A 25,839-nucleotide genomic window follows, 5' to 3' on the forward strand; every position below is an offset into this window, starting at 1 on the left:
CAAGCGCCGGCGAAGTCAATCGCGCCGGTCATCGGCTGAGCGCCTTCAGCGCGAGGCGGATGAGGCTCGCCGAAGCGGCCGCGTCGTCACCGGCCTCCTTCACCGCGATCGCCACGGCGGAGGCGGCCTGGTCGCGCGGATAGCCGAGATTGACCAGCGCCGAGACGGCGTCGGCGATCGGGCCCGGCGCGACGCCGTCGCCAAGGCCGCGCTTCAGCGCGAAGGATTCGGCGTCGGCCGCACCGGAGAAGGCCGGCGCCTTGTCGCGCAGCTCGGCGACGATGCGGGCGGCGACCTTCGGCCCGACGCCGGGCGCGCGCGCCACCATCGCCTTGTCCTGAAGGGCCACGGCATTGGCGAGATCGCCGGTCGAGAGCGTGCCCAGCACCGCCAGCGCCACCTTGGCGCCGACCCCCTGGACGTTCTGCAGCAGGCGGAACCAGCCGCGCTCGGTCTCGCTGGCAAAGCCGTAGAGCCGGATCATGTCCTCGCGCACATAGGTCTCGATGAACAGCACCACGGCTTCGCCCACCCCGCCGAGCGAGGCGAGCGTGCGGGCGCCGCAGAATGCCACGTAGCCGACGCCGTGCACGTCGACGACCACGTGGTCCTCGGCGATCTCGTCGAGCGTGCCCTTCAGCTTGCCGATCAAGGATGGGTCTCCAGGCTGTTGCGGGCGCCCTGCCGACGGCAGGCACGAACGCGGTCGGGCAGCGCCCTGCGCGTCAGCGCCGCATCCCGGCTAGCACCCTGCGTCCGCCGGGCCAAGTCAGGACCGCCCGGCGCCGTCGAACGCCGCACGGGCGGCGGCCGACTGGCGATGATGGCCGTGGCAGATAGCGATGGCGATGGCGTCCGCCGCGTCGTCGGAGTCGAAGGTCGCCTTGGGCATCAGCACCTTCACCATCATGTGGATCTGCTTCTTGTCGCCATGGCCGACCCCGATCACCGTCTTCTTGACCGCGTTCGGCGCGTATTCGGCCACCGGCAAGCCGGCCAGCGCCGGCACCAGCATGGCGATGCCGCGGGCCTGGCCGAGCTTCAGCGTCGCCACCGCGTCCTTGTTGACGAAGGTCTGCTCCACCGCCGCCTCGTGCGGCGCATGCGCCAGGATCACCGCGGTCAGTCCGTCATGCAGCGTCTTCAGGCGTGTGGCGAGGTCGGTCTTGGCATCCGACTTCACCGTGCCGCTGGCCACGAAGCGCAGCGAGTTGCCGATGATCTCGACCACCCCCCAGCCGGTATTCCTCAGTCCCGGATCGATGCCGATGATGCGAATGACCCGCTCCTGCAACATTGTCTTAACCTTTACGCCTACCCGAATCTCCGCGCATTGAGAAGACGAAGCATGAACAAAACAAAAACGAAGAGCGTTTCGACGCGCGCTTTGCGGAAAGTACTCCGATTCACGCCGCGATATCGCCGGATCAGCTTTCGGTGAACGGGGTGCGGCGCGGCAGGAACCGCCCCATGTGGCGCCGATGATGATTTCCCGACGCCGCCTCGTGGCCGCCAGTCTCGCCGCGCTGATTCTCGTTCCCACCGGCGCAAACGCGCAGGATGCCGGGGACCGCCCCTCCTTCCAGCCGGCGATCGAGCGCGCCCGCGGCCTGGATCCGGTCGAGACGCTGCTGGTGGCGCAAGGCGGCGAGGTGTTGGTCGACGAGGGTTTTCGCGGCCACGCGACGGGTGAGCCGACCAACATCAAGTCGGCGTCGAAATCGATCATCTCGGCGCTGGTCGGGATCGCCATCGACAAGGGCGTGCTGGACGGCGTCGACCAGAAGATCGCGCCGCTCCTGCGCGACAAGCTGCCGGCCGACCCGGATCCGCGCATGGCCGAGGTGACGATCGGCCACCTGCTGTCGATGCAGGCGGGGCTCGGGCGAACATCCGGGGCGAACTACGGCAGTTGGGTCGCCAGCCGCGACTGGGTGCGCGCGGCGCTGGCGATGCCCTTCGAGACCGACCCGGGCGGGTCGATGCTCTATTCCACCGGCTCGACGCATCTTCTGTCGGCGATCCTGACCCGCGAGACCGGCCGGTCGACGCTGGAACTCGCCCGCGACTGGCTGGGCGACACGGGGGTCTCGATCACCGCCTGGGAACGCGATCCGCAGGGCATCTATCTCGGCGGTAACCAGATGGCGATGACGCCGCGCTCGCTGCTGGCCTTCGGCGAACTCTACCGCAATGGCGGCAAGGCACCCGACGGGCGCAGCGTCATCCCGGCCGACTGGATCGCCGCGTCGTGGGAGCCGCGGACGCAGTCGCGCTTCCATGCCGGGCGCTACGGCTATGGCTGGTTCATCGAGGAATTCGGCGGCTACGACGTGCGCTATGGCTGGGGCTATGGCGGCCAGATGGTCTACGTGCTGCCGGAACTCGACCTGACGGTGGTGATCACCTCCGACGCGACCAGCCCGTCTGGGCGGACCGGCCACCGCGAGGCGCTGCACCGGCTCGTCACCGAGACGATCGTGCCGGCAGCAGCAGCCCGCCAGCCGGAAGGATAGGCTCTCCGCCTCAGGCGGCCGAGAGCTTGGCCATCACCGCGTCGTCGACCTCGAAATTGGCGTAGACGTTCTGCACGTCGTCGTCGTCGTCGAGATTGGCGATGAGCTTCATCACGCTGATCGCCTTGTCCTCATCGACCGGCGTCCCGGTCTGCGGCCGCCAGATGGTGCGCACGCTCTCCGCCTCGCCCAGCGACTTCTCCAGCGCGCCGGAGACCTCGTTCAGATCCTCGAAGGCGGTGATGATCGTGTGGCCATTCTCGTCGGAGATGACATCGTCGGCGCCGGCCTCGATGGCGGCTTCCATGACCTTGTCGACGCTGCCGGCGGCGGCCGGGTAGACGATCTCGCCGACCTTGTCGAACATGAAGGCGACCGAGCCGGTCTCGCCCATCGCGCCGCCCGACTTGGTGAAATAGGAGCGGACGTTGGAGGCGGTGCGGTTGCGGTTGTCGGTCAGCGCCTCGACGATCACCGCGACCCCGCCCGGCCCGTAGCCCTCGTAGCGGATCTCCTCGTAGGTTTCGGCATCGCCGCCGGCGGCCTTCTTGACCGCCCGCTCGATGTTGTCCTTCGGCATCGACTGCGCCTTGGCGTTGTTGATGGCCAGGCGCAGGCGCGGGTTCATGTCGGGGTCGGGCAGACCGGACTTCGCCGCCACGGTGATCTCGCGCGCGAGCTTGGAGAACAGCTTCGAGCGGACCGCATCCTGGCGGCCCTTGCGATGCATGATGTTCTTGAACTGTGAATGGCCGGCCATGGCGAACCCGTCTGTCTAAGCGTGATGGTGCCCGTCATAGTAAAGGACAGGCGAAACGTCCAGAACGGCCCGATGCATGAGAGACCCGACATGAGCGACCCGACCACGAACCACCGGATCGAACCGGTGACGCTGCCGGCCCTGCCGCTGACCGGCGGCTGCCAGTGCGGCGGCGTGCGCTACACGATCGCGGCGCCGCCATCGGTCTTCTATCTCTGCCACTGCACCGAGTGCCAGACCCAGACGTCGAGCGCCTTCGGCGAGTCGCTGCGGGTTGATCCGGCATTGGTGACGATCACCGGTACGATGGCGACCACCCGGCGCCTCTCGGACAGCGGCACGGTGCGGCTCGGGGACTTCTGCCCGGAATGCGGCGTGCGCATCCAGCACCGCTCCGAGGGCGACCCGTCCCGCGTCAACATCAAGGCGGGCACGCTGGACGACACGTCGTGGCTGGTTCCGGCCGGGCATATCTGGACGGCGTCGAAACAGGCCTTCGTGCGGATCGGCGCGGACGAGCTCGCCTATCCCCACGCGCCGGAAGACCGCTTCGCCGCCCTGATCGCCCGCTGGCAGGCGATGGTCGCAGCGGGGGCCACCCATCGGAGCGAGTGAACGGCCAAACCAGCGGGACGCGATGACGCCATGGTGATTTTGCTTCTCCTGCCGGAACGGTAGCCTCTTGCCGTGAGCGGCCGGCGTGCCCCCGCGTCCGCGCCGATGGTCAGGAGATGCGACCATGCGATATCGCGCTGCGCTGTTCCGATCCGCCCTTTGGACAGGCGTCGTTCTCGCGGCGCTGCCCGCTTCGGCGGAGACGGTGGAGCCGGGCGCCGGGCCCCAGCCCCATTCCCTGCAGGACAGCCATCCGACCGAAGCCCGCCTCTTCGCCACGCTGAAGGACGCCCGTACGGAGGCGGAGGGCCGCGCCGCCGAGTCCGCCATCTGGCGCCACTGGATGGCGGCGGCCCCGGACCTTGCGACCCGGCAGCTTCTCGAGCGCGCGATGGAACGGCGGGAGAGCTACGACTTCGCCGGCGCCCGCAGTCTGCTGGACGAGGCGATCGCCGCCGCGCCGACTTACGCCGAAGCCTGGAACCAGCGCGGATTCGTGCGCTTCCTGCAGGACGATTTCGACGGGGCGCTCGCCGACGTTGATCAGGCCATCCAGCTGGAGCCAAGGCACTTCGCGGCGATGTCCGGCCGCGCCATCATCCTGATGCGTCAGGGCCGCTTCGGCCTCGCACAGAACCAGCTACGCGCCGCCGTCGCGATCCATCCCTTCCTCAAGGAGCGTTCGATGATCGTGCCGGAGCCGGCACGCAGCCCGCGCCCGCCGGGGGTCGACCTGTGACGCGCCGGTGCCGAACGTTGCAGGGAGCCCGCCGATGAAACGTCTCGCCCTTGCCATCCTGCTCGCCGGCCTCGCCCTCGCCCCCGGGACTGCGCTTGCGCAGATGGTGCCGAGCACCTGCCATGCGGTCGCCGAAGCGGTGCCGCGCGCCACCTTCGTGTCGATGGGGGGACCGACGCGGCTCGCCCAGATCGGCGAGGACGTGACGATCACCTACGTCACCCACGCCACCTACCGCATCGAGAGCCCCGGCGGCGTGGTCGTCGCGACGGACTTCGCCGGCTATGCGGGCGAGACGACGCCGGACATCGTGACGATGAACAAGGCGCATTCCTCGCACAACACCCCCTTCCCCGACCCCGGCATCCCGCACGTGCTGCGGGGCTGGAACCCGGAAGGCGGTCCGGCGCGCCATGCCCTTACCGTCGACGACATGTATGTGCGCAACGTGCCGACGGACATCCGCAGCTACGGCGGCATGGAGCCGGACGGCAATTCGATCTTCATCTTCGAGGTCGCGGGCCTGTGCATCGGCCATCTCGGCCATTTGCACCACCGGCTGACGGATGCCGACTTCGCCCAGATCGGCCGGCTCGACATCGTCATGGTGCCGGTGGATGGCGGCCTCACGATGAGCCAGGAGGGGATCGGCGAGATCACCGAGCGGCTGCGCTCGTCGATCGTCCTGCCGATGCACCGCTTCAGCGGCCCGATCGAGCGCTTCCTCGCCCGACTGCCCGACTTCGCGGTGGAGAGGCGCGACGAGCCGAGCTTCACCGTCTCGGTCCGCACCCTGCCGCGGACGCCGACGGTGATCGTGCTCGCCGGCGTCTAGGCGGATGGGGCGGGGCGCCGGACCGCGCCCTACGTTTCAGCCGATCGTGGGCGGGCCGCCGTGCGGCTGGGCCGGGACGGTCGCGGCCGATCCGCCGCCCGAATGGCCCGTGTCCTTGTGGCGCTTGCGCCGCGCCAGGATGTTGAGGAACTCGACCAGCGCCGAGAAGGCCATCGCCGCATAGATGTAGCCCTTCGGCACATGGAAGCCGAAGCCGTCGGCGATAAGCGTCGTGCCGATCATCAGCAGGAACCCGAGCGCCAGCATTACGATGGTCGGGTTCGCCTCGATGAAGCGTGCCAGCGGATCGGCCGCCAGCAGCATCACCAGCACCGCGGCGACGACCGCGATGACCATGATGCCGATCTCGTCGGTCATGCCGACGGCCGTGATGATGGAGTCCACCGAGAACACCAGGTCAAGCAGCAGGATCTGGACGATGGCCGCGCCGAAGGTGATCGAGACGGCGTTTCCGACCATCGTGTCCTTGTGGTCGACCGGGTCGACGGAGTGGTGGATCTCCCGGGTCGCCTTCCAGACGAGGAACAGGCCGCCGGCGATCAGGATGATGTCGCGCCAGGAGAAACCGTGGCCGAAGGCCTCGAACAGCGGTTCGGTCAGCTGCACGATGAAGGCGACGGTCGACAGGAGGCCGAGCCGCAGGATCAGGGCGAGGCCGATGCCGAGACGGCGGGCCTTCTGGCGCTGCGCCTCGGGGAGCTTGTTCGACAGGATCGAGATGAAGATGAGATTGTCGATGCCGAGGACGATCTCCATGACCACCAGCGTCGCCAGGGCGACATAGGCAGTGGGATCGGCAAGGAAGTCGAACATATCGGCCACGGCAGGCTCCGGTCACGCGAGAGGTATGCCCGCGTGCGACAGCTTCGCCGGCCGGTGCAAGATGGGGCAGCCACCTGCACCGTACCAGTGGCGCTACCAGAAATCCGGCACGACTTCCGTCAGGCGCGGGCCGATGCGCACCGGCGAGACCTTTTCCGCCAGCCCGGTGCGGTCGGAGATCTCGACGGCGAGGCCACAGAGCGTCGCCGGCCCCTGCGCCGCCTCGTAGCGGCCGCGCGGCAGCTTGGTGACGAAGCGGTGGATCGGCTCCTCCTTCTCCATGCCGAGCGAGGAATCGTAGTCGCCGCACATGCCGGCATCCGACTGGTAGGCGGTGCCGCCGACGAGGATCTGGTGGTCGGCGGTCGGCACATGGGTGTGGGTGCCGACGACGAGGCTGACCCGTCCGTCGAGGAAATGCGCGAAACACTGCTTCTCGCTGGTCGCCTCGGCGTGGAAGTCGAAGACGATCGCGTCCACCTGCTCGCCCAGCGGACAGGTCGAGACGAGATGCTCGGCGGCGGCGAAGGGATCGTCGAGGTCGGGCGACATGAACACCCGGCCCATGATGTTGGCGACCAGCACGCGTGCGCCGTTCCGCGCCTCGAACAGGCCCGAGCCGTTGCCGGGCGCGCCCCTGGGGTAGTTGACCGGGCGCAGGAAGCGCGGCTCGCGCGGCGCGAAGCTCAGCGCCTCGCGCTGGTCCCAGACGTGGTTGCCGGTGGTGACGACGTCGGCGCCCGCCGCCAGCGTGGCGTTGAAGATGTCCTCGGTGATGCCGAAGCCGCCGGCGGCGTTCTCGCCGTTCACCACGACGAAATCGAGCCGCCAGTCGGAGACCAGGCCCGGCAGCTGCTCGAAGACCGCCGTGCGCCCGGTGCGGCCGACCATGTCGCCGAGAAACAGGAACCGCATCAGTTCGCCCCCCGCCGCAGCGGCAACAAAGTCGTTGGCCGGCTTATGGACGGGTTCCGGCCACGGGTCTGCCGCGAAACCGGCAACAAGCTGCCCGAATGCTCGTCCACAGGGGTTCGGCGCGCGGCTGACGCTGCGCGAGGCCGGCGATCCCGCCGGTCCATCCCAAAGTCTTGTCCTCGCGCACGAGGCGCAATGTCGCGATCTTCTTCGCAATGCGTTGAGACATTCGCGGACAGGATGGCGACGGGAGCTGCGCGCAAAGAGAGTTCGGTCATGTCGGACTTTCGGTAAGCCTCCGGGGCCCTTGCCCCGACGCAGCATCGGTGAACAGAAACCCTGCCTTGCGGAAGCCGGGTATCGCACGAGGACACAGGCCATGAAAACCACCCCCGTCACCCGTCTCGGCGCCCTGCGCGTGGCCGCGCTCGCCGCCGTGCTCTTCGTCACCGGCTGCACGGCGACCCCCGGCTCGATCGACGTCGCCGACACGCGTGCGATTTCCGTCGACCGCAGCGCCGGGCTCGCCCGCGTCAACGCATTCCGCTCGACGCACGGCCTGCCGGCGCTGCGCTACAGTTCGGTGCTCGACGAGGCGGCGACGCGGCAGGCGCGCGCCATGGCCGCCCGCGGCAAGCTCAGCCACTCGGTCGAGGGGGCCCTGCCGGCTCGGGTCAAGGCCTATGGCTACGACTACGGCAGCGTGGCGGAGAATATCGGCTGGAACTATCCCTCCACCGCGGCGGTGATCAGGGGCTGGGAGAATTCGGCCGGGCATCGCCGCAATCTGTTGAAGCCGGACGTCACGGAGATCGGCTTTGCCGCCGCGACCGGCCGTAACGGCCAGCCCTACTGGGCGATGATCCTCGGCACCAAAGTCAAGCGTCGCGGCTAGCCTGAAGCGCCCTGGCGGGCGACCGCCCGCCCGGCGGCGATGCCCGCCTCGGTGACCACGACGTCCATGTGGATGTCGTGCGTCTCCATCGGCACGCGATCCACCTCCTGCACCGCGAAGGCGATGCCGACGAGACGGGGAACCCGCCCCTTGTCGCGCAGCGCCGCGATGGCGCCGTCGTAGTAGCCGCGACCGTAGCCGACCCGGCCGCCGCCCCGGTCGAAGGCCGCCAGCGGCACCAGCATCAGGTCGGGATCGAGGACCACAGCGTCCGGGCCGGGCGCATAGGTTCCAAAGCCCTGCGGCTCGAGCGGCGCGCCGCGCAGCAGCTGGCGGAACTGCAGCCTGCCGTCGGCGATCGCCGGGACGCAGAGACGCGCGCCGCGGTCGGCGAGCGTCATCATCAGCGGGCGGATATCGATTTCGGAGCGGATCGGCAGGAAGCCGGACACGGCCATGCCGGGCGTGATGTCGACCAGGGCGGCGACGTGATCGGCGACGGCGAGCGAGGCCTCGATCCGTGCCTCGGTCGGCATGGCGTCGCGCCGGGCCAGCGCTGCGGCGCGCAGTTCGGCCTTCAGTCCGGATATGTCGTCACGCATCGGCATCGCCTCCTGACGGAGACCTGTCCGATTTCGCGGCGAAAGGGAAGAGAAGCGGCGAGCCACCCGGCCGATGGAGAAGTCGATCCCGGGAACCTACAGAGTAGGTGGGCGCCGTGTGCCCCGGCCCACGAGCCAAGGCAGGGACAGCTCCCTGGGGAAGACTAAGGCCCCGAGCAAATGTCACTCCTGTCGCACCGGCCAGCCCGCCGTCACGGAACATAGGCGAGACGCCCCTGCCCTTCCATAGCTGCGAGGCGCCCGGCAGCGGTTTATTCGCCAGCCCTCAGACGAAGTGCTTCGACAGCTTCAGGCCCTGCGCCTGGTAGTTCGACTTGAGGTCGATGCCGTAGAGCAGGTCGGGCAGCGCCTGCATGTGCTCGTAGACCAGCCGGCCGACGATCTGGCCGTCTTCCAGGATGAACGGCACGTCGTGGCTGCGGACCTCGAGCACCGCGCGGCTGCCGGTGCCGCCGGCGGCGGAATGGCCGAATCCCGGATCGAAGAAGCCGGCGTAGTGGACGCGGAATTCGCCGACCAGCGGATCGTACGGCGTCATCTCGGCGGCGAAGGCCGGCGGCACGTGCACCGATTCCTTCGAGACGAGGATGTAGAACTCGTCCGGGTCGAGGATCAGCTCGCCCCCCTGGCTGCGATGGATCGGCTCCCAGAAGTCCCGCAGCCGGTAGGCGCCGCGCCGATCGACGTCGACGACGCCGGTGTGACGCTTGCCGCGATAGCCGACCAGCGCATCGCTGCCGCCGGCGGGGTCGCCCGACAGATCGATCGACAGCGCGATGCCGCCGCCGGAAATGTTGGCGCCGGGCGCCGAGGTGAGCCGGTCGGTGGCGTGCAGCGCCGCAAGTTCCGCCTCGCCGAGCAGCGGCTCACCAGTGCGGAAGCGGATCTGCGACAGGCGCGAGCCCTGGCGCACCAGGATCGGGAAGGTGCGCGGCGAGATCTCGACATAGAGCGGGCCCTCGTAGCCCGCCGGCAGCTTGTCGAACTCGTGCGCGCCGTCGGTGAGGACGCGGGTGAAGATGTCGAGCCGGCCGGTGGAGGATTTGGGATTGGCCGTGGCGCGCACGTCGGCCGGCAGCTTCAGGGCTTCCAGGAGTTCCACGACATAGACGCAGCCGGTCTCCAGCACCGCGCCTTCGGTGAGGCTGAATTCGTGCAGCGAGAAGCGCTCGAGCTTGCCGGCGACCGTCTGCCCGGCGCCCGGCAGGAAGCTCGCCCGCACCCGGTAGGCGTTGGCCCCGAGCCGCAGGTCGAGGCTCGCCGGCTGGATCTGGTCGCCGTCGCGCGCCACCGGCGCAGCAATGGCGCCCGTCTCGAACAGCGCCGCGATCTCGCGGTCCGGCAGAATTCCGCCCTGCATCGATTGCATCCCCCTCAGCGTCCCGGCGCTCAGCGCGCCGCGATTGACGCGTAACGGCATCGGGTCTATTTGCAAGGCCCTCGAGTGGTGATTTGGCCGGCCGGCTTGCAGCCACGTAAAACAAGTCGCTAAAGGGCCGTTTGACGATAGGGCCTTCGTGCCTTCGACCAACCGGCTTCGCGGCGACGCGGCAGCCGGTTTATTTTTGTTCGGAGACGAAGCGATGCTGAAGAAGACGGATACGGTCCGCAACTGGCGGCCGGCGACGGCGATGGTCCACGGCGGCACGATGCGGTCGGGCTTCGGCGAGACCTCCGAAGCGCTCTTCCTCACCCAGGGCTTCGTCTACGACAGCGCCGAGGCCGCCGAGGCCCGGTTCAAGGGCGAGGAGCCCGGCTTCATCTACAGCCGCTACGCCAACCCGACGACGCGGATGTTCGAGGAGCGGATGATGGCGCTGGAAGGCGCCGAGGACGCGCGCGCCACCGCCTCCGGCATGGCCGCCGTCGCCGCGGCGATCCAGTGCCAGCTGAAGGCCGGCGACCACATCGTCGCGGCCCGGGCGCTGTTCGGCTCCTGCCGCTACGTCGTCGAGACGGTGATGGCGCGCTGCGGCGTCGCCTGCACGCTGGTCGACGGCCGCAGCCTCGACGCCTGGCAGGCGGCGGTGCGGCCGGAGACCAAGGTGTTCTTCATGGAGACGCCGACCAACCCGACGCTTGAGGTGATCGACATCCCGGCGGTGGCCGAGATCGCCCATGCCGCCGGCGCCCGGCTCGTCGTCGATAACGTCTTCGCGACGCCGATGCAGCAGCGCCCGCTCGAGCTCGGCGCCGACGTGGTGGTGTATTCGGCGACCAAGCACATCGACGGCCAGGGCCGCTGCCTTGGCGGCGTGATCCTCTCCTCCAAGGACTGGATCGACGAGAACCTGCACGACTATTTCCGCCACACCGGCCCGTCGCTGTCGCCGTTCAATGCCTGGACGCTGCTGAAGGGGCTTGAGACGCTGCCGCTGCGGGTGGCGCACCAGACGACGAGCGCCGGCAAGATCGCCGACTTCCTCGCCGACCGGCCGGAAGTCGCCAAGGTGCTCTATCCCGGCCGGGCCGACCATCCGGATGCGGCGATCATCGCCAAACAGATGACCGGCGGCTCGACGCTGCTCGCCTTCGAGCTCAAGGGCGGCAAGAAGGCGGCCTTCGCCTTCTCCAACGCGCTCCGGATCATCCTGATCTCCAACAATCTCGGCGACGCCAAGAGCCTGATCACCCATCCGGCGACGACGACGCACAAGAACCTCGCGCCGGAGGCCCGCGCCGAACTCGGCATCTCCGACGGGCTGCTGCGGCTGTCGGTCGGCATCGAGGACGTCGAGGATCTGATCGAGGACATCGACGCGGCGCTGGCGGCCGTCTGAGTCAGCCGAACAGTTGCAGGCTCAGCCTGATCCGCGACACGCAGGTCCACGCCGTCATCGCCGCGAACACGTAGGCGATGACGGCGAAATGGGCCGGCAACAGGCAGAACAGCACGAAGGTGGCGATGGTCTCCGTCGCCTCGGCGAGGCCGGTCGAGAAATAGAGCGACTTCTCCCCCCGCTGCCGGGTGGACAGCCCGCGCTTCTCGGCCATCACCGCAAAGGCGAGGAAGCTCGCGCCATTGGCGTAGAAGCTCGTCAGGAGCACAGCGGCGGCGAGCGCGTTGGCGGCCGGATCGAGGATTGCGAAGGCGAGCGGGATGGCGCCGTAGAAGATGTAGTCGAAGACGATGTCGAGATAGCCGCCGCGATCCGTCAGGCGCGTCAGCCGGGCAACCGCGCCGTCGAGCCCGTCGGCGAGGCGCGAGAGGAGAATCAGGACCAGGCCGAGCCAGAGCTGCCCGAAGGCGATGGCGAATGCTGCGGCGAGGCCGAGGACGAGGCCTGCCGCCGTCACCGCGTCGGCGCCGATCCCCTGCCGGCAAAGCATCGCGGCCAGGAAGGCGATCGGCGGATCGATCCGCTTCTTCAGCACCCCGTCGAGCAAAGCCATCTCCGCTGCGCGTTCGCCGCCCGTTGACCCGGCCCGCGTGCGCCGCGATAAGATAGGCCGAAGCGGCGCGCAAGGCGGTCAGGGCATCCTCATGTACACGGCGACGACCAGGGCGATCACCGTCAGCGTGACCCCGAGCTATCTCGACGACCAGTCGGCTCCCGAGGACGGGCGCTGGGTCTGGGCGTACACCGTGGAGATCGCCAATGGCAGCCCGGACGTGGTGCAGCTGCGGTCACGTTACTGGCACATCACCGACGCCAACGGCCATGTCGAGGAGGTCAGCGGCCCCGGCGTCGTCGGCGAGCAGCCGACGCTCTCGCCCGGCGACAGCTACACCTACACCTCCGGCTGCCCGCTGACGACGCCGTCCGGCTTCATGCGCGGCCACTACCGCATGCAGGCCGCCGACGGCTCGTTCTTCGAGGTGGAGATCCCGGCCTTCTCGCTGGACCTGCCGGTTCGCTCGCGGGTGCTGAACTAGGCGCAGGCTGTCGGGCGAGGCGGGCAGAGCAGTTCGCCTGCGGTCTCACTCGCCGCCGCCCGAGGCCAGCCGGGCATAACCGGCGACACCACTCCCCGCCCCCATGACAATCGCCCGCAACCTGCTAGGAGTCGCGCCGAAACGGCGAGTGCAGCATGCAGGCAACCCTTGAACTGAGACGCGCATCCCTGGCGGGCATGGCGATGATGTGCGTCGGGGTCGCGTGCCTCAGCGTCAACGACGCCCTCGCCAAGGCGCTGACCGCGACCTATTCGCCGCTGCAGATCCTGTTCCTGCGCAATTTGGTCGCGCTGCCCTTCGCCGTGCTGATCGCCGTTCGCATGGGCGGGACGGCGGCGCTGCGCTCGCATCGGCCGGTGACGCATCTCATGCGCGGGCTGCTCTGGATCTCTGCCGCCTTCCTGTTCTTCTCCAGCCTGAAATATCTGGCGCTCGCCGAGGCGACGGCGCTGGTCTTCGTGGCGCCGCTGTTCATCACGGCGATCTCGGCGCTGTTCCTGCGTGAACATGTCGGCTGGCGGCGCTGGCTGGCGCTGCTGGCCGGCTTTACCGGCGTGCTGATCGCCGTGCGACCCGGCGCCGCCGCCTTCCAGCCGGCCTCGCTTCTGCCAGTCGGGACGGCGCTGTTCTACGCGCTGCTGATGATCAGCGCCCGCTGGGTGGACCGGCGCGAGAGCGTCTGGACGCTGCTGCTCTATCTGACCGGCGCCGGGGCGCTGCTGAGCTCGCTCGTCGTGCCCTTCGTCTGGGTGCCGGTGCAGCCGGCCGACTACTGGCTCTTCGCGGCGATTGCGCTGTTCGGGACGGCGGGGATGACGCTGATGACCCAGGCCTTCCGGCTGGCGCCCGCCGTCGTCGTCGCGCCGCTCGACTACACGGCACTGGTCTGCGCGACGGTTATCGGCTGGCTGTTCTGGAACGAGCTGCCAGATGCCCCGGTCTTCGTCGGCGCCGCGGTGATCGTCGCCAGCGGCGTGTTCACGATCTGGCGGGAGAACCGGGTGGGGCGGTGATGGGGGGCGGCAAAGTACCCGAAAGGGCTTTTCCCGTCGCTCCTCGGGACGGAATTCATGGTGCCTGATCGGGGATCGCTGACGCCACTCGACTCCGGGGCTCCATGCGATTGTGGAGGACACGCAGGACTACAGCGACACGTTCCGTTCCATCGATGGTCGAAAGGAAGTAGAGGCTGTGCGACGCCGAACCGCGACGTGTAGCGACGGTGTCGATATGGAGCGAACGGACGCCGGGTCCGATATCGTCGCGATCGGCCGTACCGAGGCCTAGCGGGTCCGCTCCGACCCGTTCAAGGGCGAGTTCGATCAGGGTCGAATACGCCTGCAGTTGCATTGGTCCGAACAGCTGGAGCGTATCCCTGAGGATTGCCTCGATATCAGCGTCCGCGGCCTCGGTAAGCCGGAAGCTCAACGCCGCGCGGTCTCTTGCAGAACGCTCTCGGCGATGTCGGCAACGCTTCGGCGGGAGAACCGGCCGGCACGGGCCTGCTCCAGACCGACACCAACCTCTCGGCGCAGGATCGTTGCCCTCTCCTCCGCAATGGCGCGATCATCCTGCAGGAGGCGCAGCGCCTCCCGGACGACCTCGCTGGAGGAGCTGTATCCTCCGCTCGCCACCATGTCCTCGACGAACTCGATCATGGGCGCGGGAAGACTGACATTCATGGTTGCCATCGGGACCTCCATCAGAGGGAGGAATTGATGACATTGGCAAAAATTGTCAACGGGTCCCGCCACGAGCCACGCGCCCGACGCGCATCCAGCAGTGCAATGCCGCCCAGATACTCGGTATCGCCGCCGCTGTCCGTTCATCCAGGAACTGTTCCGGGTCAAACTCACATGAAGCCGGTGCCGCCGTCGCTGCTTTACCGGATGCGGGCGCCGCCAAACGGGAACGGATCAGCCAGCACCATGCGGCCCAATCAGACCCGCCTTCAAAAGCGCTTCGGCCGGGCGTTGGCGATCATCGTCGCGGCGGCGAAGACGATCGCGTCTTCGGCGAAGCCGGTCGGCGTCTGGCCCCAGCGGCGTATCGCCCACTTCCGCGCGGCGAGACCGAGATACGACGCGCCGATCGCCGCGCCGATGCCGAGTGTCGCGCCGGCCAGGCGGCGGTTCGACGGGGCGAGGGCCGCCCCTGCGAAGCCGCTGGTGATGACGCGGGCGAGCAGGCCGAGGAAGACGGTCCGGTCAGGGGCGGTCTTCATCTTGTCGCCCGCCATCTCGGCTGCGGCCATGGCGACGCCGCCCGCGGCGATCACGGGCAGCGCCATCAGCCGCGCTTCGGGATTGTCGTGGGGAAGCGTGCCGCGCCGCGCGGCGCCGGCGAGCGCGGCAAGCGGCGTCATGGAGCGTTGGCCGGCGACGAGGCCCATCAGGATCGAGCGTAGCATGAGGTGTCCTATCGATATCTCATCCGTCAACGGATGAAGGAGCGATAGGGTCCAGCGACGGTTACCCGCTGACGCGGCACAGTCTTCAAGGGTCGCCGACGAGCGACCACCGGAAGCAGTCCCGGCAAGGCGTCAGCCGGGAATGCTCCGCAGCCGGGAGCCCAGAGGCTCTCCTGGAAGAGACCCCGCCTCACCCCTCGCGCGGCTCATCCTCGCCCGGCGTCGTCTCCGCCTCCGCCGCGAACTCTTCCGGATCGAACTCGTAGGCCTCGCCGCAGAACTCGCAGGTGACCGCGATGCGGCCATCCTCGATGCTGTCGGTGATCTCGGTGGCGGAGAAGTTGGAGAGCACCTCCTTGATGCGCTCGCGCGAGCAGGAACACTCGTCGTCGACGGGATGCGGCGGGAAGACCCGTACGCCGCGCTCGTGGAACAGGCGGAACAAGAGGCGCTCGACGCCGATCTCGGGATCGGCGAGTTCGGAGGCCTCGATCGTGTCGACCAGCGCGCGGACCTCGAGCCAGGCATCGTCCGGCTCGAAGACGTTTTCGTCGTCGTCGGCGCCTTCCGGCGCGTCGCCGCCCGGCAGGTCCGGCATGCGCATGCGCTCCGGGGAGTCGGGCAGGAACTGCGCAATCAGGCCGCCGGCGCGCCAGCTCTCGACGAAGCCGCCGTTCTCGCCGCGCTTGGCGATGCGGGCGACGGCGAGCTTGATCGCCGTCGGGATCTGTTCGGACTGGCGGAAATAGCCCTCCGCCACTTCCTCGATCGTCGTGCCGTTGAGCTCGACGATGCCCTGGTAGCGCTGCATGTAGGCGCCCTGGTCGACGGTCAGCGCCATGACGCCGACGCCGAGCAGCGCCTCCGAAGAGGTCTCACCGGCCTCGATGGCGGCGGCGAGCTTGGCCTCGTCGAAGCGGGCATAGGCCCGGACGCTGGACGGCGTGGTGAAGTCGACGACGAGCAGGTCGACCGGGCCGTCGGTCTGGGTCTGGGCGATGAACTTGCCGTCAAACTTCAGCGACGTGCCGAGCAGCACCGTCATCACCACCATCTCGGCCAGCAGCCGCGCGACCGGCTCGGGATAGTCGTGGCGGTTGAGGATGTCGTCGAGCATCGGCCCGAGCTGGACGGCGCGGCCGCGGGCGTCGAGCGCCTCGACGGCGAAGGGCACGACGGCATCGTCGCCGGCGAAGCCGAACTCGCCGAGGCTGAGATCGCTGTCAGCCATGCGCGGCACCGGACGAGACTTCGCCAAAGCACCAGGCGAGGATGGATTTCTGGGCGTGCAGCCGGTTCTCGGCCTCGTCGAACACCACCGACTGCGGCCCGTCCATCACCGCATCGGTGACCTCCTCGCCGCGATGGGCGGGCAGGCAGTGCATGAAAAGCGCCTCGGACTTGGCATGCGCCATCAGCCGCTCGTTGACCTGGTACGGCATGAAGACGTTGTGGCCGCGCGCCTTGTCCTCGCGGCCCATCGACACCCAGGTGTCGGTGACGACGCAGTCGGCGCCGGTGACGGCTTCCACCGGGTCGTTGGTGAGCAGAACGTCGGCGCCCTCGCCGCGCGCGGTCTCTACGAAGCGCATGTCCGGCTCCGAGCCCGGGGGCGTCGCGATGCGCAGCGTGAACTCGAAGCGCGCGGACGCCTCGATCAGCGAGGCGAGCACGTTGTTGCCGTCGCCGGACCAGGCGAAGACCTTGCCGCGCACGGGCCCGCGCTTTTCCTCGAAGGTCAGAAGGTCGGCCATGATCTGGCACGGATGGGTGTCGTCGGTCAGGCCGTTGATCACCGGCACGGTGGCGTTCTCGGCGAGCTCGGTCAGCCGGTCATGCGCGGTGGTGCGGATCATGATCGCGTCGACATAGCGCGACAGCACCTTCGCGGTGTCGGCGATGGTCTCCTCGCGCCCCAGCTGCATCTCGGCGCCCGACAGGATCAGCGTCTCGCCGCCGAGCTGGCGCATGGCGACGTCGAAGGAGACGCGGGTACGGGTCGACGGCTTGTCGAAGATCATCGCCAGCGTCCGGCCCTCCAGCGGCCGCGCGGCGCCCCGGCCGAGCGCCTTGCGGGAGGCGGCATCGTCGACGATGGCGCGCAGGTCGCCGCGTGCCACAGCGGAAATGTCGAGGAAATGCCTCGGGCTGCCGTTTCTCATCGCGATTGCCTCATGCACTCTTGCGCTGGCCAGCCAGCGACAGGGCGGCGACGGCCGCCTCGATACGGCCCATCGCCTCGCGCACCTCGTCGGCGGTGACGATCAGCGGCGGCAGCAGCCGCACGACGTTGTCCCCGGCGGGCGCGGCGAGCAGGCCCTCGTCGCGCATCGCGGCGACGAGCTGGACGTTCGGCACCTTGGCCTTGACCCCGATAAGCAGGCCCTGGCCGCGGATCTCGCCGACGACGTCCGGATAGCGGTCGGCGAGAGAGGCCAGCGACTGCTTCAGCAGCAGCGCCGCGTCCCGGACATTGGTGAGGAAGGCCTCGTCGAGCACCACGTCGAGCACGGCGTTGCCGACCGCCATGGCGAGCGGGTTGCCGCCATAGGTGCTGCCGTGCGTGCCAGGGGTCATGCCGCGCGCCGCCGCCTCGGTGGCGAGGCAGACGCCCATCGGGAAGCCGCCGCCGATGCCCTTGGCGGACGCGAGGATGTCGGGCGCGGCGCCGGAATGCTCGTAGGCATAGAAGCGCCCGGTGCGGCCGATGCCGGTCTGCACCTCGTCGTAGATCAGCAGGATGCCGTGCTCGTCGCAAAGATCGCGCAGGCCCTGCAGGCACTGCGGCGGCACCGAGCGGACGCCGCCCTCGCCCTGGATCGGCTCGATCAGGATCGCGGCGACGTCGGGCTCGGCGGCGGCCTGCCGGAGCGCGTCATGGTCGCCGAAGGGCAGCTGGTCGAAGCCCGGCGCCTTGGGGCCGAAGCCCTCGAGATATTTCGCCTGGCCGCCGGCGGCGATCGTCGCCAGGGTGCGGCCGTGGAAGGCGCCCTCGAAGGTGAGGATGCGGTAGCGCTCCGGCGCGCCGTCGACATAGTGATAGCGCCGCGCCGTCTTGATGGCGCATTCCAGCGCCTCGGCGCCGGAATTGGTGAAGAACGCCCGGTCGGCGAAGGTCGCCTCGGTCAGCCGTTCGGCAAGGCGCCGCTGTCCCGGGATCTCGTAGAGATTGGACAGGTGCCAGAGCTTGCCGGCCTGCTCGGTCAGCGCCGCGACGAGATGCGGATGCGCGTGGCCGAGCGAATTCACCGCGATGCCGGCGGCAAAATCCATGTAGCGTCGGCCCTCGCCGGTGACCAGCCAGACACCCTCGCCGCGCTCGAAGGCGAGCGGGGCCCGGGCGTAGGTGTCATAGAGCGGCGAATGCGCGTCCTTGAATTCGGCCATCACGATCGACTTCGTTGCGGATCCTCGGCGGATCAGTTCCTGAAACATCAAAGCCTGCCGTTGGGGCAGGCTTCGAGAGACGTTCCGAGTGTTCGGAACCGTGGCTATACCACGCCCAGCCCGACGAGTGTCAATCAGCGCGGCGGCGCGGGCGCCTCCCGCCGGCCATCATCCTGCCGCATCGAGGGAGGCAGAGTTCTGGGGAAAAGCCGCCTGCGCCATCCGTTCGGTCCCGGGGACTCTTGTCACGGAGTCAGGGCGTGCGCTAAATTGGCGTCAACATACCAGATTTCGTGCGGCGGACCTGGTTCCTGAATAGATGTAGTGAGTGCCTGCGCGCCCCCGTGTGACGCGCAGGAGAGGGATTCCGGCCGCGGCAACCATACGATCAAGGAGCTTGTCATGGGCTGGACAGATGAACGCGTCGCGTTGTTGAAACAACTTTGGACCGATGGCTTCAGCGCCAGCCAGATCGCCGACCGGTTGGGCGGCGTGACGCGCAACGCCGTCATCGGCAAGGTGCACCGGCTGAAGCTGGAGTCCCGGGCCAAGGCCCCGGCGACGCTGCAGACGCCGGCCGAGCCGCAGCCCGTCCGCCAGGTCGAGGTCGAGACCGTTGAGGTGATGATGGCGAGCCGCTTTGTCGCGGCCCAGGCGGCCCAGGCGCCGCGGGCAATGCCGCGCTCGATGGGCGCGACGGCGCTGAAGATCGATCACGAGGAAGAGCTGGAAGTCCTGGAAGAGCCGCGGCGCCAGTCCGGCGAGGTCGTGCCGATCGCCCGCAAGCTGACGCTGGTGCAGCTCAACGAGCGGACCTGCAAATGGCCGGTCGGCGACCCGCTGAAGCCGGACTTCCACTTCTGCGGCAACAATTCCAAGGACGCCTCGCCCTACTGCCAGTACCACGCCAAGATGGCGTTCCAGCCGGTCTCCGACCGCCGCCGCGCCCGCTGAGGGCGCGGCCTCTCGGCCGCCGCGCCTAGAGGCGCGGTTCCGAACCCGCGGTATCGCGGGTCTTCACGGCCGCGGGCCTGGCAGCCGTGAACTGCTCGTCCAGCGCGTAGCCGGCGCCGCGCACGGTGCGGATCGGGTCGCGCTGGCGGCCCCGGTTGATCGCCTTGCGCAGCCGGCCGACATGGACGTCCACCGTCCGCTCGTCGACATAGATGTCCCGGCCCCAGACCCCGTCGAGCAGCTGCTCGCGGGAGAACACCCGGCCCGGCGACTGCATGAAGAATTCCAGTAGCTTGAACTCCGTCGGTCCGAGCTTGACCTCGCGGCCGGCGCGGCGGATCCGGTGGGTCTCGCGGTCGAGGTCGATGTCGCCGGCGCTGAGCTGGCTGGAGACCTTCTCCGGCTTGGCTCTTCGCAGCATGGCCCGCACCCGCGCGATCAGCTCCGGCGTCGAGAACGGCTTGACGACGTAGTCGTCGGCGCCGACCGACAGGCCGCGCACCCGCTCGCTCTCCTCGCCGCGCGCCGTCAGCATGATGATCGGCAGCCGCTCGGTCTCGCCGCGCTGGCGCAGCCGCCGGCAGAGCTCGACGCCCGACAGGCCGGGCAGCATCCAGTCGAGGATGAGAAGGTCGGGCACCTCCTCGCGCAGACGGATGTCGGCCTCGTCGCCACGGGCGATCACGTCGACCTCGTAGCCCTCGGCCTCGAGATTGTAGCGAAGCAGCACACCGAGCGCTTCCTCGTCCTCGACGACGGCGATCCGCATGGCCATGACGCTTATCCCTCGAGCCCGGCGGGCGGCTGGTTGGAGCCCGGCCGCTGCAAGGAGGTGGTGCGGTCGCCCTTGGGCCGTTCGGCCTCCATCTGATCGCCGGTCTTGATGTAGTAGATCGTCTCGGCGATGTTCGTGGCGTGATCGCCGATCCGCTCGATGTTCTTGGCGGTGAACAGGAGGTGGGTGCAGGCGGTGATGTTGCGCGGGTCCTCCATCATGTAGGTGAGAAGCTCGCGGAAGATCGACGTGTACATCGCGTCGATCTCCTCGTCGTTCTCGCGCACCGCCATGGCCCGCTGCTCGTCGCGGGCGGCATAGGCGTCGAGCACTTCCTTCAGCTGCTCGAGCGCCAGTTCCGACAGATGCTCGAGGCCCCGGACCAGTTGCACCGGCTGGCTGTGGTCGTGCACCGCGATGACCCGCTTGGCGATGTTCTTGGCGAGGTCGCCGATCCGTTCGAGATCGTTGGAGATGCGGATCGCCCCGACGATCTCGCGAAGGTCGACGGCCATCGGCTGGCGCTTGGCGATGGTGAGGATCGCGCGCTCGTCGAGCTCGCGCTGCGCCGCGTCGAGCAGCAGGTCGTCGGCCACCACCGACTGCGCCAGGCCCCAGTCGCTGCGCACGAGCGCCAGCACCGACTGCTCGACCATGCGCTCGGCCTGGCCGCCCATCTCGGAGATGCGGCGGACGATGTTCTTCAGCTCGTCCTCGTAGGACGTGACGATGTGTTCGGACATGGGCATGGCCGCCTCCTCCTGTCGATCAGCCGTAGCGGCCGGTGATGTAGTCCTGGGTGCGCTTGTCGTCGGGGTTGGAGAACATCTTCTCCGTCGGTCCGACTTCCACGAGATAGCCCAGATGGAACATCGCGGTCCGTTGGGACACGCGCGCGGCCTGCTGCATCGAATGGGTGACGATGACGATGGTGTAGTTCTGCTTGAGCTCGTCGATGAGCTCCTCGACCTTCGCGGTGGCGATCGGATCGAGCGCCGAGCAGGGCTCGTCCATCAGGATCACCTCGGGCGAGACGGCGATGGCGCGGGCGATGCAGAGACGCTGCTGCTGGCCGCCGGAAAGGCCAGTGCCCGGCTCGTCGAGCCGGTCCTTGACCTCCTCGTACAGGCCGGCCTTGCGCAGGCTGGTGACGACGATCTCCTCCACCTCCGCCTTCGTCGACGCCAGGCCATGGATCCGCGGGCCGTAGGCCACATTGTCGAAGATCGACTTCGGGAACGGGTTGGGCTTCTGGAACACCATGCCGACGCGGGCGCGCAGTTCGACCACGTCGAGCGAGGGATCGTAGACATCCTCGCCATCGAGCAGGATCTTGCCGCCGACCCGGGCGATGTCGATCGTGTCGTTCATGCGGTTGAGGCAGCGCAGGAAGGTCGACTTGCCGCAGCCCGACGGGCCGATCAGGGCCGTGACCTGGTTTTCCTCGACCTCGAGATCGATGTCGTAGAGCGCCTGCTTCGTCCCGTAGTGGACGGTCACCTTCTCTGCCAGCATCTTGATCGGACGTTTGGGCTGCACGAGGGGTCCCTTCGCGAGTGTGGCCTGGATGTTTTCCATCATTATGGACTCCTGTCGCATGGCTACCAGCGCCTCTCGAAGCGACGACGCAGAACGATCGCCGTGATGTTCATGACCGCGAGAAAGGCCAGGAGAATGATGATCGCGCCGGAGGTCCGTTCGACGAAGGCGCGCTCGGCCTCGTTGGCCCACATGTAGATCTGCACCGGCAGTGCGGTGGAGGCGTCCATCGGCGAGGACGGATAGTCCGCCACGAACGCCACCATGCCGATCAGCAGCAGCGGCGCGGTCTCCCCCAGCGCCTGGGCAAGACCGATGATCGTGCCCGTCAGGATGCCCGGCATGGCCAGCGGCAGGACGTGGTGGAAGACCATCTGCATCTTGGAGGCTCCGAGCCCCAGCGCGGCGGCCCGGATCGAGGGCGGCACCGCCTTCAATGCGGCCCGGGTCGCGATGATGATCGTCGGCAGGGTCATCAGGGTCAGGACCAGGCCGCCGACCAGCGCCGCCGAGCGCGGCAGGCCGAACCAGTTGATGAACACCGCCAGGCCCATCAGGCCGAAGACGATCGACGGCACCGCCGCCAGATTGTTGATGTTCACCTCGATCAGGTCGGTGAAGCGGTTCTTCGGCGCGAATTCCTCCAGATAGATCGAGGCCGCGACGCCGATCGGCAGCGAAAGCACGAGGACGATGCCCATCATGTAGAGCGAGCCGACGATCGCGACCCCGACCCCGGCCGTCTCGGCCCGGCTCGACGCGCCGAAGGTGAACAGCCCCCAGTTGAAGCGCTGCTCGATCGCCCCGGCCTGTTCGAGCTGGTCGATCCAGGCGAGCTGCTGGTCGCTGATCGGCCGGCGGTTCTCCGGGACGTCGAGATCGTACTGGCCCTTGAGCGCGCTATCGAGCTCGGAGCCGGCATAGACCCAGATCTCTTGCGTCGTGCCGATGATCGACGGATCGTTCAGCACCATGTCGCGCAGTTCGACACGGACGCCGGACGAGATCAGGCTGCCGACCTCGCGCACCGCCGCGCGATCCTCGGGATCGACGCCGAGGAGCTGCACCAGCCCGTCGAGCGCCAGTTTCGGATAGTTCGCCATCATCGCCTTGGTCGGGTTCTCGACGACGGCCTGCGGGGTGCCGATGATCTCCTCGGAAAAGGTGACGGGAACCCGGATCTCGGTCTGCCAGAAGGCCGTATAGCCCTGCGAGAAGACGCTCCACAGAAGCGCCACCAGGAAGAACAGGCCGATGGCGATCGCCACGATCCCGTAGATCTTGAAGCGGCGTTCCGAGCGGTAGCGGCGCTTGATGCCGATATCCCGGCGCGCCGGAGCGGCAGCGCGGTCGACCACGCCGTTGGCTGTCGCGTCGGTCATTCGTACTGCTCCCGGTACTTGCGGACGATGTAGAGGGCGAAGATGTTGAGGCACAGGGTGATGACGAACAGCGTCATGCCCAGCGCGAAGGCGACCAGCGTCTGCGGCGAGGTGAACTCGAGATCACCGGTCAGCTGGTTGACGATCTTGACGGTGACGGTGGTCATCGCCTCGAACGGGCTGAGCGTGAGATTGGCGGCGACGCCGGCCGCCAGCACCACGATCATGGTCTCGCCAATGGCCCGGGAAGCGGTCAGCAGCAGGGCCGACACGATGCCCGGCAGGGCCGCCGGCATGATTACCCGCTTGACCGTTTCCGACCGGGTCGCGCCGAGGCCGAGGGAACCGTCACGCAGGCTGCCCGGCACCGAGGTGATGATGTCGTCGGACAGCGAGGAGACGAAGGGGATCAGCATGATGCCCATCACCAGGCCGGCCGTCAGCACGCTCTGCGCCTGGATGAACGAGGTGTAGTTGCCGGTGACCAGCCCGGAGAGCTGGCCGGACAGGTCACGCAGGAACGGTCCGACGGTTATCAGCGCGAAGAAGCCGTAGACGATGGTGGGGATGCCGGCGAGCACTTCGAGGAGCGGCTTGACCACGGATCGGGTCGCACGGCTGGCGTATTCGGCCATGTAGATCGCGGCGAACAGACCGATCGGCACCGCGACGAGCATCGCCACGCCGGCGATGTAGAGCGTGCCGGCAAGCAGGGGGATCAGGCCGAACTGCCCCTCGGCGCCGCCCGACCCGGCCGCGGCGAAGCGCGGCTCCCAGACCGTCCCGAAGAAGAACTCCGTAGGCGGTACCCGGGAGAAGAAGTCGATCGTCTCGAACAGCATCGAGAAGATGATGCCGACAGTGGTCAGGATGGCGATCGACGAACAGACGATCAGGCCGTTGCGGATCACCGCCTCGACCCCGTTGCGGGCCCTCAGGCGCACCGCGATCGAGCGCAGGGCCCAGGCCATGCCGGCCAGGGCGAGCCCGAGAACGACGACCGTCATGGCGGCGCGGCTGACGTCCTCGAGACGATTGCGCTGGATCGCCAGCGGGATCATGAAATCCGCGCTCGAGGAGGCGATGGGCATGCCCTGGGCCTGCAGCATCGGCTTCAGCTGCTCCATCGCCGATTCGGCGGAGATGGTGTCGCGGGCGTCGACAGTGAGCAGACGCAGGCCAGCGCCGATGGATTCGACCATGCCGTAGGCCAGATCCTCGGTCAGCCCGGCTTCGGCAAGGGCGTTCTCCGGAAACTCGCCGCGGACCTCCTGGGCGATGAGCACCGGCGAGACGGTCAGCCAGGCTGCCAGGGCGAGCAGGGAGGGAACCAGCGTCCAGGAAAGCACATAGGCGCCGTGATAGCCGGGGCGGGAATGCAGCTTGCGTCCGGCCTGCGCAGCCAGGGCCTTGGAACGACGATAGCCCAGATAGAACCCGGCGGCGCCTATCAGGAGCGCGGCGAGGACGATGAAGGACGTCGACATTTATGTCTCCCGCCAGTGACGGCTACGCCGCAGATGAACCCGGGCGTCGCGTTGGAAGCTGCGGACCGGGGACGAAGCAGGTCGAGCCCCTCGCCCCGGACCTGCGAAACCGCCGGCCGTGATGGCAGGCGGTTCCGATTGGCGTCATGCGCCGGAGCGCATCGCAACAGGCGGTATCAGCCTTCGACGGCCATGGTCTCGCCGGCTTCGAACTTCGCACGCTGGCCTTCGCGCTCGTCTTCCGGAGCCGGGACGAGGCCGTAGGCGACCAGCGGGCTGTCCGGGCCGACCATCTGCTCGGAGAGGAAGAACTGGACGTACTCGCTGAGGCCCGGGACCACGCCGATATGGGCCTTCTTCACGTAGAAGTAGAGCGGCCGCGACACCGGATACTCACCCGCGGCGATGGTTTCGGCCGACGGCACCACGTCGCTCATCGTCGCGACCTTCAGCTTGTCCTGGTTCTGCTCGTAGAAGGCGAGGCCGAACACGCCGATGGCCTGCTTGTCGGCATCGATGCGCGACAGCGTCTCGGTGTAGTCGCCCGAGATCTCGGAAACCGTGTTGTCGTTGCGAACCTGCAGGCACTGATCCTCGGCCGCATCCTCGTCCATGCCGGACGCGGTGAAGGCTTCGAGCGCGCCGGAGGCTTCGCAGCCAGCCGCCAGAACCTTCTCTTCGAAGACTTCACGCGTGCCGTGGTTCGACGCCGGGATGAACGCGGTGATCTTCTGGTCCGGGAGCGAGGCATCGACATCCGACCAGTTGGTGTACGGGTTGTCGACGACCTTGCCGTCCTGGACGACCTTGGCGGCCATGGCATTGAAGACGATTTCGGGGGTCAGCGCGAAGTCCGGGCCGGCCGCGTCGGAGGCGAAGACGATGCCGTCATAGCCGAACTGCACTTCCTGGACGTCGGTCACGCCGGCGTCGGCACAAGCCTTCAGCTCGGCCGGACGAATGGCGCGCGAAGAATTGGCGATGTCGATCGTGTCCGGGCCGACGCCCTGGCAGAACTGCTTCAGACCGGCCGAGGAGCCGCCGGACTCGACGATCGGCGTCGGGAAATCGGGGAAGGTCTCGCCGAAATTCTCGGCGACGATCTGGGCATAGGGAAGAACAGTCGAGGAGCCTGCGACCTGGACCTGTTCGTTCGACTGCGCGCCGGCATGACCGACGAGCGAAAGGGCGGTGCCGAGCGCGAGGCCGGCGATGAGCTTGTTCTTCACGGGTGAGTCTCCTTGAGGAGTTACGTTTCCGAACCGA

General features: G+C 68.2%; 29 protein-coding genes, 1 other RNA gene and 1 riboswitch. Of the genes, 9 read left to right on the forward strand and 21 right to left on the reverse strand.

Annotation, left to right across the window (positions count from 1 at the left end; genetic code table 11):
* Window positions 1–28: 28 nt before the first annotated feature.
* Together ruvA and ruvC are read right to left on the reverse strand one after the other, a co-directional pair.
* A complete protein-coding gene (ruvA, locus tag LXB15_RS13925; RefSeq protein ID WP_233949019.1) occupies window positions 29–652 on the reverse strand; it encodes a Holliday junction branch migration protein RuvA in 624 nt (207 codons plus the stop codon).
* Between the two features lie 117 nt (window positions 653–769).
* Window positions 770–1,297, reverse strand: coding sequence for a crossover junction endodeoxyribonuclease RuvC (gene ruvC / locus LXB15_RS13930; protein ID WP_233949020.1), 528 nt, complete (start codon window positions 1,295–1,297; stop codon window positions 770–772).
* 184 nt (window positions 1,298–1,481) lie between these two features.
* Between ruvC and LXB15_RS13935 the strand changes: the two genes are divergently transcribed.
* A complete protein-coding gene (locus LXB15_RS13935; RefSeq protein WP_233949021.1) occupies window positions 1,482–2,516 on the forward strand; it encodes a serine hydrolase in 1,035 nt (344 codons plus the stop codon).
* 10 nt (window positions 2,517–2,526) lie between these two features.
* Here the strand turns inward: LXB15_RS13935 and LXB15_RS13940 are convergent, their stop codons facing one another.
* A complete protein-coding gene (locus LXB15_RS13940; RefSeq protein ID WP_233949022.1) occupies window positions 2,527–3,276 on the reverse strand; it encodes a YebC/PmpR family DNA-binding transcriptional regulator in 750 nt (249 codons plus the stop codon).
* 90 nt (window positions 3,277–3,366) lie between these two features.
* Between LXB15_RS13940 and LXB15_RS13945 the strand changes: the two genes are divergently transcribed.
* The 3 genes from LXB15_RS13945 (at window position 3,367) to LXB15_RS13955 (ending at window position 5,465) form a co-directional block, all read left to right on the forward strand.
* A complete protein-coding gene (locus LXB15_RS13945; protein ID WP_233949023.1) occupies window positions 3,367–3,891 on the forward strand; it encodes a GFA family protein in 525 nt (174 codons plus the stop codon).
* A 124-nt stretch (window positions 3,892–4,015) separates the two neighbouring features.
* Entirely contained in the window at window positions 4,016–4,630 is a 615-nt protein-coding gene (locus LXB15_RS13950) for a tetratricopeptide repeat protein (protein WP_233949024.1), read from the forward strand.
* 34 nt (window positions 4,631–4,664) lie between these two features.
* Window positions 4,665–5,465 (forward strand): MBL fold metallo-hydrolase, encoded by an 801-nt coding sequence (locus tag LXB15_RS13955; protein ID WP_233949025.1) that lies wholly within the window; start codon window positions 4,665–4,667, stop codon window positions 5,463–5,465.
* Window positions 5,466–5,501: 36 nt separating this feature from the next.
* Here the strand turns inward: LXB15_RS13955 and LXB15_RS13960 are convergent, their stop codons facing one another.
* Together LXB15_RS13960 and LXB15_RS13965 are read right to left on the reverse strand one after the other, a co-directional pair.
* Window positions 5,502–6,299 carry a TerC family protein gene (locus tag LXB15_RS13960; protein WP_233953176.1) on the reverse strand — a complete coding sequence of 266 codons (798 nt, stop codon included), beginning with the start codon at window positions 6,297–6,299 and terminating at the stop codon, window positions 5,502–5,504.
* A gap of 102 nt (window positions 6,300–6,401) precedes the next feature.
* The gene (locus tag LXB15_RS13965; RefSeq protein WP_233949026.1) at window positions 6,402–7,223 is read right to left on the reverse strand and encodes a TIGR00282 family metallophosphoesterase; all 822 of its coding nucleotides are present in this window, start codon (window positions 7,221–7,223) and stop codon (window positions 6,402–6,404) included.
* A 379-nt stretch (window positions 7,224–7,602) separates the two neighbouring features.
* Between LXB15_RS13965 and LXB15_RS13970 the strand changes: the two genes are divergently transcribed.
* Window positions 7,603–8,118: a CAP domain-containing protein gene (locus LXB15_RS13970; protein WP_233949027.1), complete on the forward strand. Its 516-nt coding sequence runs from the start codon at window positions 7,603–7,605 to the stop codon at window positions 8,116–8,118.
* Here LXB15_RS13970 and LXB15_RS13975 read toward each other — a convergent pair.
* From LXB15_RS13975 to LXB15_RS13985, 3 genes are all read right to left on the reverse strand, one after another.
* Complete coding sequence (locus LXB15_RS13975; protein ID WP_233949028.1) at window positions 8,115–8,720, reverse strand: 5-formyltetrahydrofolate cyclo-ligase; 606 nt, start codon at window positions 8,718–8,720, stop codon at window positions 8,115–8,117. The two genes, LXB15_RS13970 and LXB15_RS13975, sit on opposite strands and share 4 nt — an antisense overlap.
* Before the next feature lie 55 nt (window positions 8,721–8,775).
* Window positions 8,776–8,931: non-coding RNA, 6S RNA (gene ssrS / locus LXB15_RS13980), on the reverse strand.
* 75 nt (window positions 8,932–9,006) lie between these two features.
* The gene (locus tag LXB15_RS13985; RefSeq protein ID WP_233949029.1) at window positions 9,007–10,101 is read right to left on the reverse strand and encodes a 2'-deoxycytidine 5'-triphosphate deaminase; all 1,095 of its coding nucleotides are present in this window, start codon (window positions 10,099–10,101) and stop codon (window positions 9,007–9,009) included.
* Window positions 10,102–10,175: 74 nt separating this feature from the next.
* A riboswitch (SAM riboswitch) is annotated at window positions 10,176–10,253 on the forward strand.
* Window positions 10,254–10,324: 71 nt separating this feature from the next.
* Here LXB15_RS13985 and LXB15_RS13990 point away from each other — a divergent pair.
* A complete protein-coding gene (locus tag LXB15_RS13990) occupies window positions 10,325–11,521 on the forward strand; it encodes an O-succinylhomoserine sulfhydrylase (protein ID WP_233949030.1) in 1,197 nt (398 codons plus the stop codon).
* A 1-nt stretch (window position 11,522) separates the two neighbouring features.
* On the opposite strand, the gene LXB15_RS13995 is transcribed toward LXB15_RS13990, so the two are convergent.
* The gene (locus LXB15_RS13995) at window positions 11,523–12,128 is read right to left on the reverse strand and encodes a CDP-alcohol phosphatidyltransferase family protein (protein WP_233953177.1); all 606 of its coding nucleotides are present in this window, start codon (window positions 12,126–12,128) and stop codon (window positions 11,523–11,525) included.
* A gap of 97 nt (window positions 12,129–12,225) precedes the next feature.
* On the opposite strand from LXB15_RS13995, the gene apaG reads away from it, so the two are divergent.
* Window positions 12,226–12,618, forward strand: a complete 393-nt coding sequence (gene apaG / locus LXB15_RS14000; protein WP_233949031.1) for a Co2+/Mg2+ efflux protein ApaG — start codon at window positions 12,226–12,228, stop codon at window positions 12,616–12,618.
* A gap of 155 nt (window positions 12,619–12,773) precedes the next feature.
* The gene (locus LXB15_RS14005) at window positions 12,774–13,652 is read left to right on the forward strand and encodes a DMT family transporter (protein ID WP_233949032.1); all 879 of its coding nucleotides are present in this window, start codon (window positions 12,774–12,776) and stop codon (window positions 13,650–13,652) included.
* Between the two features lie 55 nt (window positions 13,653–13,707).
* Here LXB15_RS14005 and LXB15_RS21155 read toward each other — a convergent pair whose 3' ends face one another.
* The 6 genes from LXB15_RS21155 to LXB15_RS14030 all read right to left on the reverse strand — a co-directional run bounded on the left by LXB15_RS21155 (window position 13,708) and on the right by LXB15_RS14030 (window position 18,436).
* Complete coding sequence (locus LXB15_RS21155) at window positions 13,708–14,067, reverse strand: type II toxin-antitoxin system RelE/ParE family toxin (protein ID WP_370640107.1); 360 nt, start codon at window positions 14,065–14,067, stop codon at window positions 13,708–13,710.
* Window positions 14,064–14,330 carry a type II toxin-antitoxin system ParD family antitoxin gene (locus LXB15_RS14010; protein ID WP_233949033.1) on the reverse strand — a complete coding sequence of 89 codons (267 nt, stop codon included), beginning with the start codon at window positions 14,328–14,330 and terminating at the stop codon, window positions 14,064–14,066. Before LXB15_RS14010 ends, LXB15_RS21155 begins: the two co-directional genes overlap by 4 nt.
* Window positions 14,331–14,590: 260 nt before the next feature.
* Window positions 14,591–15,049 carry a DUF4126 domain-containing protein gene (locus tag LXB15_RS14015; RefSeq protein WP_233949034.1) on the reverse strand — a complete coding sequence of 153 codons (459 nt, stop codon included), beginning with the start codon at window positions 15,047–15,049 and terminating at the stop codon, window positions 14,591–14,593.
* A gap of 190 nt (window positions 15,050–15,239) precedes the next feature.
* The gene (locus LXB15_RS14020; protein ID WP_233949035.1) at window positions 15,240–16,280 is read right to left on the reverse strand and encodes an Hsp33 family molecular chaperone; all 1,041 of its coding nucleotides are present in this window, start codon (window positions 16,278–16,280) and stop codon (window positions 15,240–15,242) included.
* The gene (argF, locus tag LXB15_RS14025; RefSeq protein WP_233949036.1) at window positions 16,273–17,211 is read right to left on the reverse strand and encodes an ornithine carbamoyltransferase; all 939 of its coding nucleotides are present in this window, start codon (window positions 17,209–17,211) and stop codon (window positions 16,273–16,275) included. Before argF ends, LXB15_RS14020 begins: the two co-directional genes overlap by 8 nt.
* Before the next feature lie 10 nt (window positions 17,212–17,221).
* Window positions 17,222–18,436: an aspartate aminotransferase family protein gene (locus LXB15_RS14030; protein WP_233949037.1), complete on the reverse strand. Its 1,215-nt coding sequence runs from the start codon at window positions 18,434–18,436 to the stop codon at window positions 17,222–17,224.
* A gap of 402 nt (window positions 18,437–18,838) precedes the next feature.
* Between LXB15_RS14030 and LXB15_RS14035 the strand changes: the two genes are divergently transcribed.
* On the forward strand, window positions 18,839–19,390 hold the full coding sequence (locus LXB15_RS14035) for a GcrA family cell cycle regulator (protein ID WP_233949038.1): 552 nt from the start codon (window positions 18,839–18,841) through the stop codon (window positions 19,388–19,390).
* 25 nt (window positions 19,391–19,415) lie between these two features.
* Here the strand turns inward: LXB15_RS14035 and phoB are convergent, their stop codons facing one another.
* From phoB to LXB15_RS14065, 6 genes are all read right to left on the reverse strand, one after another.
* Window positions 19,416–20,165, reverse strand: a complete 750-nt coding sequence (gene phoB, locus LXB15_RS14040; RefSeq protein ID WP_233949039.1) for a phosphate regulon transcriptional regulator PhoB — start codon at window positions 20,163–20,165, stop codon at window positions 19,416–19,418.
* A 5-nt stretch (window positions 20,166–20,170) separates the two neighbouring features.
* Entirely contained in the window at window positions 20,171–20,914 is a 744-nt protein-coding gene (gene phoU, locus LXB15_RS14045) for a phosphate signaling complex protein PhoU (protein ID WP_233949040.1), read from the reverse strand.
* A 19-nt stretch (window positions 20,915–20,933) separates the two neighbouring features.
* On the reverse strand, window positions 20,934–21,743 hold the full coding sequence (gene pstB / locus LXB15_RS14050) for a phosphate ABC transporter ATP-binding protein PstB (protein ID WP_304502395.1): 810 nt from the start codon (window positions 21,741–21,743) through the stop codon (window positions 20,934–20,936).
* A gap of 23 nt (window positions 21,744–21,766) precedes the next feature.
* Window positions 21,767–23,086 carry a phosphate ABC transporter permease PstA gene (gene pstA / locus LXB15_RS14055; RefSeq protein WP_233949041.1) on the reverse strand — a complete coding sequence of 440 codons (1,320 nt, stop codon included), beginning with the start codon at window positions 23,084–23,086 and terminating at the stop codon, window positions 21,767–21,769.
* On the reverse strand, window positions 23,083–24,573 hold the full coding sequence (gene pstC, locus LXB15_RS14060) for a phosphate ABC transporter permease subunit PstC (RefSeq protein ID WP_233949042.1): 1,491 nt from the start codon (window positions 24,571–24,573) through the stop codon (window positions 23,083–23,085). Before pstC ends, pstA begins: the two co-directional genes overlap by 4 nt.
* Window positions 24,574–24,749: 176 nt before the next feature.
* Window positions 24,750–25,802, reverse strand: coding sequence for a PstS family phosphate ABC transporter substrate-binding protein (locus LXB15_RS14065; RefSeq protein ID WP_233949043.1), 1,053 nt, complete (start codon window positions 25,800–25,802; stop codon window positions 24,750–24,752).
* Window positions 25,803–25,839: the final 37 nt, after the last annotated feature.

Source organism: Aurantimonas sp. HBX-1 (assembly GCF_021391535.1).
Taxonomy (GTDB): domain Bacteria; phylum Pseudomonadota; class Alphaproteobacteria; order Rhizobiales; family Rhizobiaceae; genus Aurantimonas.